The following is a 12,559-nucleotide window of genomic DNA, read 5'->3' as shown; positions in this document are numbered from 1 at the left end:
ACTAGCGACCTCTACTCAAAGAAGGTGAAAGCCTGGTTGAGCAAGTAACTAGGTTGAATGTAGAATCCCCTGGCTTTACATCAAAACGAGCGACAGCAAAGTTTTGATAGCCAGGGGAGTGTCAATCAGCTAAACTTAGTGTTGGTTTAGTGCATTTATAATTTCGGTATGGAAGTAGGACAAAAAGTTAAAGTAGTTCGTCTACGCGACCGTTTATCGTCTAGAAACACTGCTGGTAAGTTAGGACTCGTCGGTACCATTAAAGGTTTTAAAATAACTGATGGTATGGGTGTTGGTGCGGTGGTAAAGTTTGATGATAATTCTGCCACTTGGTTTTTTGAAGATGAACTAAAAGTAGTGCAATAGATGGAAGCGTCTTAATTAAATCTATTGTTAACTTGAAGTTGATTATAAGGGCTGAAATTGGAATTTATAAAATGTCCCAGATATTGACCTTTTTGGGTGAAAGCAGTGCGGCACGAAGTAAAATTGCGATCGCAACTGCTAAATCCCTCGCAAATCAAGGAAAGCGGGTACTTTTAGCAACAGGTGCCGAACCCGCTTTATCCGTTATTTTGGGTGCTTCTTTAAGTCCCGATCCTCAAGAAATTGGTGCTAATTTACAAGCGGTACAGTTTCAATCTTCGGTATTGTTGGAACGCAATTGGGAAGAAGTCAAGAAACTCGAAGCAAAATACCTCAAAACACCTATTCTCAAAGACGTATACGGGCAAGAATTATCAATCTTACCTGGGATGGATGGCGCTTTGGCACTCAATGCTATCCGCGAATATTTTGAAAGTGGTAAATATGACGCTATTGTTTACAACGGTACGGGTGATATCAACACTCTACGGATGTTGGGAATGCCCGAATCTATCAGTTGGTACGTGCGTCGGTTCCGACAATTGTTTCTCAACTCGGATTTGGGTAAAACAATTTCCGATTCACCTTTTATTCAACCGTTAATTTCTACTTTTCTTAACGTTAATCCCACAGCAGATAATTTCGCTCAACCTACTAACCAAGCAAATAGTATCTTGGATAAAGGTAAACAAGTTCTTGCTGACCCCAAACAGTTTAACGCTTTCTTGGTAACAACTGGCGACCCCATTGAAGTCGCAACAAGCCGCTATCTGTGGGGAAGCGCTCAACAAGTGGGTTTAACTATTGGTGGTGTTATTGTAATTTCCTCTCAAGGTAATTCCAATCTTTCCCAAGACTTTGCTCCCTTACAAGTTACTAATATCCCAGATATTAAAGAAGGTAACTGGCAACCATTAATTGATGCTTTACCCGACTTTACCTCACTTGCACAAATTGCGCCAAGACCTATCGAAATTGATATTAATGCTGGTCAGGTGCGATTATTCTTACCAGGATTTGACAAAAAACAAGTCAAATTAACTCAGTATGGACCAGAAGTTACCATCGAAGCAGGAGACCAAAGAAGAAATATCTTACTACCTCCCGCTCTAAGCGGTAAACCCGTCGCAGGTGCGAAATTTCAAAATCAATATCTGATAATTTCGTTTTAAAAATGGGTAATTGGTAATGGGTAATTGGTAATGGGTAATCGGTAATGGGTAATTGGTAATGGGTAATGGGTATGAATAAGTGTGAGCAATAAATTTATTACTTCTTACGAATTACATAGATTAACTTTTTCCTAATTCCCCATTTTAATCAAGGATGAAAAAGGCTTACACGGATTTTTATTACCAATCCCCAATTACCAATCCCCAATTACCAATTACCAATTACCAATTACCAATTACCAATCCCCAATTACCACTATTTAAAAATGTCTGAATCAACTCAATCACAATCAGAAGCTGCAAGTCGCAGCGCTAAAACCAGACAGTTGTTAGGAATGAAGGGTGCTGCTGCTGGTGAAACGTCAATTTGGAAGATTCGTTTGCAGTTAATGAAGCCGATTACTTGGATTCCCTTGATTTGGGGTGTTGTCTGTGGTGCGGCTTCTTCGGGTAACTACACTTGGCAGACGGAAAACGTTCTCAAATCAGCGGCTTGTATGCTACTTGCAGGACCCATTTTGGCTGGTTATACCCAAACTTTAAACGAATATTACGATCGCGAAATTGATGCCGTCAACGAACCCTATCGTCCGATTCCTTCCGGTGCAATTCCTTTACCCCAGGTAATTACGCAAATTTGGGTATTATTAATTGCTGGTTTAGGTTTGGCGATCGCCTTGGATAAATGGGCAGAAAATCAGTTCCCAACTATTACAGTAATTGCAGTATTAGGTGTTCTAATTGCCTATATTTATTCCGCTCCGCCCCTTAAACTAAAGCAAAACGGTTGGTTGGGCGGTTATGCTCTCGGTGCAAGCTACATTGCTTTTCCTTGGTGTACTGGTCATGCATTATTCGGCGAATTGAATTGGCAAGTAGTAGTCTTTACCGTTGTATATAGCTTAGCTGGCTTAGGAATCGCCATCGTTAACGACTTCAAGAGCGTCGAAGGAGATAAACAGTTTGGATTAAAATCCTTACCTGTAGTTTTTGGTGTAAAAAAAGCAGCTTGGATTTGTGCTGGAATGATTGATATTTTTCAAGTGGCGATCGCCGCATATCTGATTTACCTGCACCAAAATTTATACGCAGCAATACTACTGTTATTAGTGATTCCCCAAATCACATTTCAAGATATGTATTTCCTGCGCGACCCCTTAAAAAACGATGTAAAATATCAAGCTAGCGCCCAACCATTTCTAGTCTTAGGAATGTTAGTTGCGGGTATAGCACTCGGTCATGCCGGTATTTAACTAATAATTAGGTTATGGGGGTATAACCTTTAACCTTTAACCCTTAACCTTTGACCTTTAACCCTTAACCCTTAACCCTTAACCCTTGACCTTTAACCTTTAACCTAATAATCGTGTTTCAAATACTTTATTACATAATTAATGCAATTCAGCCGTTATTAGTGCCTATTTGCTTCGTCAGCGCTTGGGCATTAGTTATTCTAATAGGCTGGAGTATGTGGACTGCTGCACGAGATAGCGTAAAGACAGCAACACAAATGCATCAAATCCCTTGTTCTGGTTGTCAATATTTTACTGACGATTACCGTCTAAAATGCACCGTCAACCCTTCTATTGCTAATACTGAAGACGCAATACAATGTATGGATTATCAACCTAAAACAAATCCTATGTTGTATTAGATGATTATATTAGTCAGGACAAAGAAGTCGGGTTTCTAAGAGAAACCCGACTTCTGGGTATAGACTAACAACTAACAACTAACAACCATCAACTATCAACTATCAACTAATAATTAAATGTTTGTCAAAAAACTATTAGATTGTCCGGAGTTTATCGCAGGTGACAATACTATTTTACGAGAATTACTTCACCCCGATAAACAAGCTTTAGAATTGCGCTATAGCTTTGCTCATGCAACACTACCAGTAGGAAAAACTTCTCAACCGCATTCTTTAACAACTTCAGAAGTTTATTACATTCTTACTGGTAAAGGAGAAATGCACATTGACGATGAAACTCAAATTATTGAACCCGGTGATGCTGTATATATTCCTCCCCATGCAAAGCAATTTGTTCGCAATTGTGGAAACGAACCATTAGTATTTATTTGCATTGTAGATCCAGCTTGGCGCAAAGAAGATGAAACGGTTTACGAATAATCTTTAAATAGCTAAAAGCTTAAAATCAAAATTTCCTTAATCAGAAATCGGGTTTTTGTGTTAAATATCTCTTAGAAAAAAGAATTATTGTAAAAAACCGACTTCTCACCCCCCACGAAATATGAAAAAAATTGTTAAAACACCTTCAGGTAGAATTACTAAACTGTTTGCTTTATCAGTAGGATTTTTTTTCCTGTTTTCTTGCACTAGTTATGCTCAACCTAAAGTAAATTATTGTGCTACCAAATTTATTAATAGTCAATGTGTTGATAATTTAGACAAAATTTTACCAGAACTAAAAAAAGCCCAAATTATATATCTTGGAGAAACCCACGATAGTAATCAAGACCACGAAAATCAATTAAAAATTATTCAAGAATTATATAAAAATAATACACAAATAGCCATTGGAATGGAAATGTTTCAACGCCCCTTTCAACAAGTTCTAAACCAATATATAGCAAGTAAAATTACTGAAGCAGAACTAATTGAAAAAAGTGAATATAAAACACGCTGGGGTTTTGATTGGGAACTTTACGCTCCTATTTTACGGTTTGCAAAACAAAAACAAATACCCGTTTTAGCTTTAAATACTCCTAGCGAAATTACCCGAAAAGTTGCGCGAGAAGGGATAAACAAACTTACTAATGCAGAAAAACAATTGATTCCACCCATTACAGAAATTGACACCAATAACATCGCATACCGTCAAATGGTGTTAAAAGCTTTCCAACAACATCAAAGTGCCGGGCATGGAAACAGTAGTAGTGCCAATCAGTTTTTCTTAGCACAAGTATTATGGGATGAAACAATGGCGGATGGTATCGCTAAATTTATCAAAGCTAACCCAAATTATCAAGTAATTGTATTAGCAGGGCAAGGACATATTGTTTATGGTTATGGTATTCCTAGTCGTGTAGAAAGACGAATTCAAGATAATAATAATAATAATAATAATAATAATAATAAATTAATTCAGCGTTCGGTTTTATTAAGCATTCCCGAAGTTACAGAGGTAGAAAAAGATAAATCGATTGCTGATTTTATTTTGGAAAAATAAGTCATCGAACTATGCAGGAGTTTTTAGAAGTCGGGTTTTTATAACTGTTGTCTGGTATTAGAGATATTTATCTAAAAAACCCGACTTCTGTAGTTGACGAATCAAAAGTATGATTGTCTGTTAGCTGCATCTAACTGATGTTATGGCGGTAGTCACAATTGTTAAAACATTTCCCTGTTGCCTATTGCCTGTTCCCTTAAGAACAAAATATAATGTCTTAACCAATATGACCATTGCTATAAATGAAGATAAAGCCGATTATCTTGTCATGTTGTTATCTAAATCGGGAGTAGTTTTTTCAGCAGTATCTGCATACATTCCACCAAAATCTTTTACAGCTTCTGCGGATTCTTTACCAATTCTCTTAATTCTTTCAATAGGAGCATCTTCTGTTTGACGAGCTTCTTTATTCCATTCTCCCACAGTTTTAGGTCTATCAGAATCGTTCCTATCCACTAATTGGTCAACTCTATTAGTTACTTCTTTACTATAATCGGCACGAGCGACATTTGTAGTTAGCAGTAGAAATCCAACTAAAAGAACAGCTACAAAACGCTTCACCTGAAGCTGTTGAAACACAACATTGATAAAAGAGATCGCGTTCTTAATTATATTTTTCATTACAAAACTCCGTTTGTTCATTCTCTAGACTTTTCATCGATTCAGCACATTTAGAGGCTCGCTTGGTTTTGAACATTTATTCAAAATCCAACTTACTTCAAACCATTGAATTGTTCTGAATACAAATCAAGATTACATAGAAATCAATTAATTATTCCTCTAACAGAAGTTATAGTTTGGTTGCACGTAAGATAGATTTATTTATTTATTTATTTTTTATTTATTTATTTTGCACTTTGCACCCTGCTAACCAAGCGCAATAAGTAGAACTGCCATTATGAAAAACATAAATCAAAAATATAAATATGTGTATATAAATACAGAAAACTGTGCTTATGATATTAAATAGCAGTGAAAATAATTTGACAAACTTGTAAAAAAACAAATTAAAGCCTACTGAAATTCAAATAAATATGTCATCTAATTGTCGTAATACTTGATACACCTTAGTTTGAAGCCGATTGCCTTGATGTTAAGTTACTTCTATCCAGTTTAACTTTCTAGCCTATTGTAAGTAATCTCTTAAAAATCTGAGAAAAAATCTACACCAGATTTTAATTTTAATTGGTTGTCTTTTTTTCGTGACATTTGACACTACAAGTTTTAGTTTATATATATAGAAGTAATTGTGCGCTAATATACTCAGGTCTATTTAGCACCTTTTAAGCGAAGCTATTAAAATTATTCAGCGGTCGAGTTGACCATGCAGCAGTATTCAAACTTACCAGAGCAAAACTCACAACTAAATGCCCATTCATCGACAGTTTTGACAACCATCGAACAACTTCGAGTCGAGTTGTGGCTCGAACGCAGTTTGAATCAACTGCAAAGTCGTCTTAACAATTGTCTAAGTTTAGCTTTTTCTGGGGAACGCCGATCAGCTTACTGCCCGCCGTTTCACGGCGGAGTACCGCTGACTGAAGATAAACAAGAAATCGTTACAGCAGAAATTTTTCAATCAGTAGTAACCCAACTTGCAATTGCAATTAATTCCAACATAATCGCCATCGCCCTTCCAGAGCGCGTATCGAACGCCATTGTTGAACCACAACAATCTGTGTGCAAGATTTGCTATATTTCTTGCGATTCAACAACTCCGATTCAATCATCAGCGTTAACTGTAACCCTCAATAAAGGTCAAGAAAGAAAGTTAACGTTAAATTCGGAGATACATATCTCAGAATTGCAGCAATTGGAACAACAACCACAAACCGCTTGGTGTTTGAGTAATGATATTCTTGGGACTGTTGCCTGGTTAATTATTTGTGAAAAATCTTCGATAAATTCTTCTTCTTTGAATGTTACCGAACAAATACCAAAATTAATGGTAAAAGCTGCACAAATGTGTATGGTAGCTTTAACCCAAGTCAAACAAATCGAATCGTTACAGCAACAAGCACAGCAACTAAATAATGGGAATCAAGAGCTACAGCGTACCAATCAACTGAAAAACCAATTTTTGGCAAATACGAGCCATGAGATTCGTACTCCTTTGAGTTCGATTATTGGTTTTACTCATTTGCTGTTAGCTCAGGGTTATGACCCAAACAGGCAGCGTCATCATGAATATTTAAACATTATTCAGTCTAGCGGTAAACATCTTCTGGCTTTAATTAACGATATTCTTGACTTATCTAAAATTGAAGCGAACCAGTTAGAAGTTAATTGGGAAAAAATTGATGTACCACAACTATGTCGTAATGTATTAGCACTGGTAAAAGAAAAAGCTGCAAATAAAGGTTTACAAATGCGTCTGGAAGTAGACGATAATGTGACAAATATAGTAGCTGACCCCTTAAGACTCAAGCAAATACTTTTAAATTTACTTTTTAATGCAGTAAAGTTCACTAAAACCGGAACAGTTGGTTTAGAAGTTAAGCTCCTTCAGGAGCAAAATGAATTTATGCGTTTCACAGTTTGGGACACCGGAATTGGCATTTCCGAACAGAATCAGAGCGAACTGTTTCAACCATATTTTCAAGTTTTTAACGATAATGAGGCTTTGAGTCAAGAAGGTACGGGTTTAGGTTTAACGGTGACTCGTAAATTGGTGGAAATCCACGGAGGATGGGTTGAAGTAAAATCCGTTGTCGGGAAAGGTTCGTATTTTACGATTGTGCTTCCGGTAACACAAAATCAAGTTGCTCAAGTAACCGATACAGTTGAAGAATGTCAACTCCAACACACTAGTTGTACTAATCGCAAAATCGCGACATATACAAAAGAAAAATCCTCAAATATATTACTTGTGGAAGATGACATACCCAACGCTCAATTAATTAAAACTTTTCTAGAAAGATTGAAATATCAAGTAACTTGGGTCAAAACCGCAGTTCAAATGTGGGATGCTTTAAAACAACAGCATTATTTCCTGATTTTAATGGATATTATTTTACCAGATGACAATGGTCTGGCATTAGTAAAGCAGTTACGAGAAAATCCACAATATTCTCATATTCCCATTGTCGCTCAAACTGCAATGGCAATGAAAGGCGATCGCGATACTTGTCTTGCAGCAGGAGTAAATGATTATATATCTAAACCGATTGATTTACCGCTTTTAGAAAAAATTGTATCTCAATATAATATTTTACTGGATTAATCAAAACAATTGTGGAGTCAGAAGTCGGGTTTTTATGACTATTTGTAGTATTAGGGATATTTAAATCGTAAAAACCCGACTTCTATCCGATTACTTATATTTCTCTTAAAATAAAAGAAATAAAGTTGTATAATTTTGCCCTTGGATTGGGACATGATGTATATAAAAAAACTAGAGCAATTAAAAGCTTTATTCAAAGATATGGAACAGGCTATAATTGCTTATTCCGGTGGGGTTGATAGTACTTTAGTCGCTAAAATTGCTTATGATGTCTTAGAAGATAAGGCTTTAGCAGTAACTGCTGTTTCACCAAGTTTATTACCTGAAGAATTGGAAGATGCCAAAATTCAAGCAGCAATAATTGGGATTGCTCATCAAGTTGTCCAAACCCATGAAATGGAAAATCCCAACTACACTTCTAACCCCGTCAACCGCTGCTATTTTTGCAAAAGCGAATTACATGATACCCTAAAACCTTTAGCTAAAAAATGGGGCTATCCTTATGTAATAGATGGAGTAAATGCAGACGATTTACACGATTATCGTCCAGGTATTCAAGCTGCAAAAGAAAGAGGTGCGCGTTCTCCTTTAGCAGAAGTTAATGTAAGTAAAGCAGAAGTTCGTCAAATTTCCCAACATTTAAATTTACCTTGGTGGGATAAACCAGCACAACCTTGTTTAAGTTCCCGCTTCCCCTATGGTGAAGAGATTACCATTACTAAATTACAACGAGTCGGCAGAGCGGAAGTGTATTTACGTAAATTAGGATGGAATAATTTACGAGTTCGTTCCCAAGATGATACAGCACGTATCGAATTACCACCAGAACAAATTCAGAATTTTATCGTAAATACAGATTTAAAATCAATCGTATCTGCTTTTCAAAAATTTGGTTTTATTTATGTAACTTTAGATTTAGAAGGTTATCGTAGCGGTAAATTAAATCAAGTTTTAAATAAAGAAACTTTACAATTATAGAAGTCGGGTTTTTAAGATAAATATCCATAACACCGCACAATCGTCGTAAAAACCCGACTTCTCACCCCACAGACTTCTTATTAATCGTTTATTGAGAATTAGCTACTATCAATTCTCCTTTTTGATTAATCTCGACACTGGAATCTGGAAAATCATGCTTATTTAAATAACGTACTAACTGTACAGTATTAAAATTTTGGTCAATGTAAGGAATTCCTTGTTTATCCATGCGTACCGGAATAATTTTCGCTTGTTCTAAGGTTCCTTCAGGAGTCATTTTAACTTCCAATATCATCGAATAACCAGCTTGTGCAACAGTTGATAAAGTCCGATATCCTAAAAAGTTTCCTAAAGAATAAGCAATCAATTTTCCTTTATACATTTCCATGGCTCTAGGTACATGAGGCCCATGTCCTAATACTAAATCTGCTCCTGCATCAATCATTGTCCGAGCAAATTGAATCGAATTTCCGCGATTTTCTCCATAGAAATATTCGGTTTTATTTTTAGTATGCAACGCCCCAGTTCCTTCAGCACCAGCGTGCATAGATATAATTACTATATTGGCTTGTTCTCTAGCTTTTTTAACAAGTGAAGTGGCTGTTTTTAAATCATGAATAGAATTATACATATCATAGGGTGCAAACCCAATCATGGCAATTTTATTATTATTTTTTTCTAAATAAAGAATTTTATTTTTATGACCTACTGTTTCGATACCAACATTTTTGAGATTGTTTACGGTATCCTTAAAACCTTCCATTCCAAAGTCTTTTGCATGATTATTGGCTATGTTAAATACATCAAATCCAACATCATCAAATAGCTTGGCATATTCTGGTGGAGAACGAAAAGCAAATACCTGTCCTCGACTAATATCTTTTGCTGAATAAGGATAATTAGTTAAAGTGGTTTCAAAGTTTCCAAATAGCAAATCTGCTCTATTCAAATAAGCTCTTACCGATTTTGGTATTAATTGATTAGAATCTGCTGGAAGTCTGTGGTTAGGATAATTTGTACCTGGAATCACATCTCCAACCGCTTGAATAACAATTGATTTTGCAAGATTTTGTTGATTAGTAATTGGGATTTTTACAGAATCTGTTGATGCTGATGGTGCTGCTGTCGTTTCTACTGATATTGCATTATCTGTTGGTGTTTCTACCTGAAGACGAGACAACAAACCCATACCAATACCCACAGCAAAACAACAACCAATAAAGCTCGCTGACAGCGACACTTTTAGCTTTTGATTTAACATATTTTAATCCTCACACTATGGCTTTAATTTAACTAAGTGCTTAAGGTCACTGGTTCAGTAGAATTCGCATTTTTTATACTACTCATGAAGGGGACTACGTGTTTATTACAGTTATACTATCCCTGCTGTGCTAATTTAGGAAGCACGTATAACCTAATTATATATAAATTTTACTATATCATCATGAGTATAATTTATAACTTTAAAATCATGATACTTTTATAGAATTTAAAGTTATATTCAACACTTAATTGAGTAAAATAATCAACTTTACAGATGTTTTGTACCATTGAAATAGACATTTAATTTATACTTAAATACAATCAATATTTTCCAAGTTGATTACGGATAACTGCTTAAATTTTGATTTTTAATAGACAAAGGATGAAACCCGCATTTCTCACAAACAAGAAGGAAGTTGGAAGTAGTAATGAGTAGTAGGAAAATCAATCCGTCACTCAACGCTTATCACTTACTTGTGAGAAATCCAGGGAAAACCCCTATAAATTGCGAATTGCGATTATTGGGCAGAAATTTGTAGTGGGAGCGTCTCGCTCCCTATGGGGCTTTTTACTCTAGGTAATCTAAATCCCGACTAGTTGTTTTGGGCGGTGGGAGCGTCTCGCTCCCTATGGGTATCACTCCCTATGGGTATCACCGAGTAAATTTTATGGTCTTAAGCCCCCGGATTTATCCGTAAATGTCCTGATTGTAGGCAATGTTGAAGCACCATTATTTTATTTATGGGGCAATAATTACGAATTACGAATTACGAATTACGAATTATATTCACTCCCTATTATCAGCAATCGAGTTTTTTGTTAACTTAAATTGCGATCGGCACGCGCTCTTCAAGGGCGATCGCGTAGTGTAAGCAAAGCTATGTCACAAACCCGATTTTTTTGAACATAACTTACTACTGCTTTAACTTCAAAGCTTCTTTTGCGGATACTCCTTCATTTTCCGTACCGAAATACCACAAAGCAGCAGCAGCTTCAGCACGAGTTACAGCTTTCTTCGGTTGCAACAAGGTTGTATAACCAAATACCCGACGAATATTTGATTGTTCGCCGTTTTGGTAATCTGCTAAAACGGCTCGCAGGGCTTTGGGGTCAATTTTTGCTGCATCTTGAAAACCCCAAGTTTGTTTAACTGCATCTAAGGAAGCATTAGGTAAACCTTGACGATTGTCAAGAGGAACTTTCCACAAAAGTAATTGTTCGCGGGTTAACGGTGCATCAGGACGAAATAATACTTGTGTAGAATCACCAGATAAAGCACTAGGAATTAATCCAGCTTCGGCTAATCCTTGAATTGCAGCAAAATCTGGGTCTGTTTTAGGAACGTCGCTAAAAGCGCTTTTGTTACCTTCAACAGCTAAGCGAATTTGCTTAGAAGGCGAGTTACTATACATAGCATTATTCGCAGCAACTAACCAGCGTGCGTATTGCCGACGAGTAATATTTGCATTGGGTTGAAACTCGTTTGTCGCGCTGTTAGTTTTTACAGCATTAGCTGGAACCGATAATACACCCAATGCTGCTAAATCCTGGATATATGGTTGTAATTCTTGGGGTGCTTTGTTCAAATCGTCAAATTCTTGCGACTCAATCACAGTTTGAGGAAGTTCCGATTGAATAATTGTATCTCCGGGTTGTACTGGACCGATAAAATCGGGATTATTTGTAATCGAAGGATTTGGAGTTGGGGTAGTTTGGGTAGTGGTGCTAGGTGAGTACTCAATTATTAATTCGCTACTTGTTTGCGGTTGATTTGGTTGTGTGTTCGCAACAGTTTTTGGTTCCACGGAAACCTTGAGTTCTGAATTATTACGCTGTGCTGTAAATTCTCCTTGTTGTCCATCTTCGGGTTGTTGGATAACTTCCCACTGATTTGAGCGAAATTCTTGACGATAAAAATCAACGATAAAATTACTGGGATCAGAACTAAGCCAGCGAGCCGATAATTTTCCTGTATTATCGTTAGTTGGGGTAACTGACTGTAATTCAGCATTGGGATATATGGGAATATCTTCAGGAAAATCTGCTGGTAAACTTGTTGTAGGTTGCTTTTGACTATCATTTACCTGCTTAGCACCGAAAATAACTGGATTCTCTGTCAATCTAGGATCAGCTTGTAAAGATTGCTCGATATTTTTGGCAAACGGAGTATTTGCACAGGCTGTTAAAGTTGAGAGAAATACAGCGAAACTTAAAAGTACACCTGGATATTTACAGTGCAGCACGGGAAATTATCAATAACACTTCAACTATTAACCTAGCGCAGAATATCAGTAGGTTGTTAGTTGATAGTTGATAGTTGATGGTTGTTGGTTGATATTTATTCTGTCTCTTATTACACATCT

General features: G+C 36.5%; 11 protein-coding genes. 8 read left to right on the top strand and 3 right to left on the bottom strand.

What is annotated here, in order from left to right:
* Positions 1-168 precede the first annotated feature (168 nt).
* The 6 genes from petP to IQ247_RS28425 all read left to right on the top strand — a co-directional run bounded on the left by petP (position 169) and on the right by IQ247_RS28425 (position 4,732).
* Positions 169-366: a cytochrome b6f subunit PetP gene (petP, locus tag IQ247_RS28450; RefSeq protein ID WP_193925116.1), complete on the top strand. Its 198-nt coding sequence runs from the start codon at positions 169-171 to the stop codon at positions 364-366.
* Positions 367-437: 71 nt separating this feature from the next.
* The gene (locus IQ247_RS28445) at positions 438-1,538 is read left to right on the top strand and encodes a Get3/ArsA fold putative tail anchor-mediating ATPase NosAFP (RefSeq protein ID WP_193925114.1); all 1,101 of its coding nucleotides are present in this window, start codon (positions 438-440) and stop codon (positions 1,536-1,538) included.
* A gap of 266 nt (positions 1,539-1,804) precedes the next feature.
* Entirely contained in the window at positions 1,805-2,791 is a 987-nt protein-coding gene (chlG, locus tag IQ247_RS28440) for a chlorophyll synthase ChlG (RefSeq protein ID WP_193925113.1), read from the top strand.
* Positions 2,792-2,904: 113 nt separating this feature from the next.
* Positions 2,905-3,192: a hypothetical protein gene (locus IQ247_RS28435; RefSeq protein ID WP_193925112.1), complete on the top strand. Its 288-nt coding sequence runs from the start codon at positions 2,905-2,907 to the stop codon at positions 3,190-3,192.
* Between the two features lie 117 nt (positions 3,193-3,309).
* Positions 3,310-3,672: a cupin domain-containing protein gene (locus tag IQ247_RS28430; RefSeq protein ID WP_193925110.1), complete on the top strand. Its 363-nt coding sequence runs from the start codon at positions 3,310-3,312 to the stop codon at positions 3,670-3,672.
* A gap of 121 nt (positions 3,673-3,793) precedes the next feature.
* Positions 3,794-4,732 carry a ChaN family lipoprotein gene (locus IQ247_RS28425; protein WP_193925108.1) on the top strand — a complete coding sequence of 313 codons (939 nt, stop codon included), beginning with the start codon at positions 3,794-3,796 and terminating at the stop codon, positions 4,730-4,732.
* A 258-nt stretch (positions 4,733-4,990) separates the two neighbouring features.
* Here IQ247_RS28425 and IQ247_RS28420 read toward each other — a convergent pair whose 3' ends face one another.
* The gene (locus tag IQ247_RS28420) at positions 4,991-5,353 is read right to left on the bottom strand and encodes a hypothetical protein (RefSeq protein WP_193925106.1); all 363 of its coding nucleotides are present in this window, start codon (positions 5,351-5,353) and stop codon (positions 4,991-4,993) included.
* A 703-nt stretch (positions 5,354-6,056) separates the two neighbouring features.
* Between IQ247_RS28420 and hrmK the strand changes: the two genes are divergently transcribed.
* Positions 6,057-7,955, top strand: a complete 1,899-nt coding sequence (gene hrmK, locus IQ247_RS28415; protein ID WP_193925104.1) for a hybrid histidine kinase/response regulator HrmK — start codon at positions 6,057-6,059, stop codon at positions 7,953-7,955.
* 156 nt (positions 7,956-8,111) lie between these two features.
* Positions 8,112-8,933 carry an ATP-dependent sacrificial sulfur transferase LarE gene (larE, locus tag IQ247_RS28410; protein WP_228060123.1) on the top strand — a complete coding sequence of 274 codons (822 nt, stop codon included), beginning with the start codon at positions 8,112-8,114 and terminating at the stop codon, positions 8,931-8,933.
* A gap of 88 nt (positions 8,934-9,021) precedes the next feature.
* Here larE and IQ247_RS28405 read toward each other — a convergent pair whose 3' ends face one another.
* Both IQ247_RS28405 and IQ247_RS28400 read right to left on the bottom strand, forming a co-directional pair.
* Positions 9,022-10,194, bottom strand: a complete 1,173-nt coding sequence (locus tag IQ247_RS28405; RefSeq protein WP_193925101.1) for a CapA family protein — start codon at positions 10,192-10,194, stop codon at positions 9,022-9,024.
* 916 nt (positions 10,195-11,110) lie between these two features.
* Complete coding sequence (locus IQ247_RS28400; protein WP_193925099.1) at positions 11,111-12,439, bottom strand: S-layer homology domain-containing protein; 1,329 nt, start codon at positions 12,437-12,439, stop codon at positions 11,111-11,113.
* Positions 12,440-12,559 lie beyond the last annotated feature (120 nt).

Origin of the sequence: Plectonema cf. radiosum LEGE 06105, from assembly GCF_015207665.1 — a bacterium.
GTDB lineage: Bacteria > Cyanobacteriota > Cyanobacteriia > Cyanobacteriales > Nostocaceae > Rivularia > Rivularia radiosa_A.
Note: the sequence above shows the minus strand (reverse complement) of the source record. Positions and strands in the feature narration are given on the sequence as shown.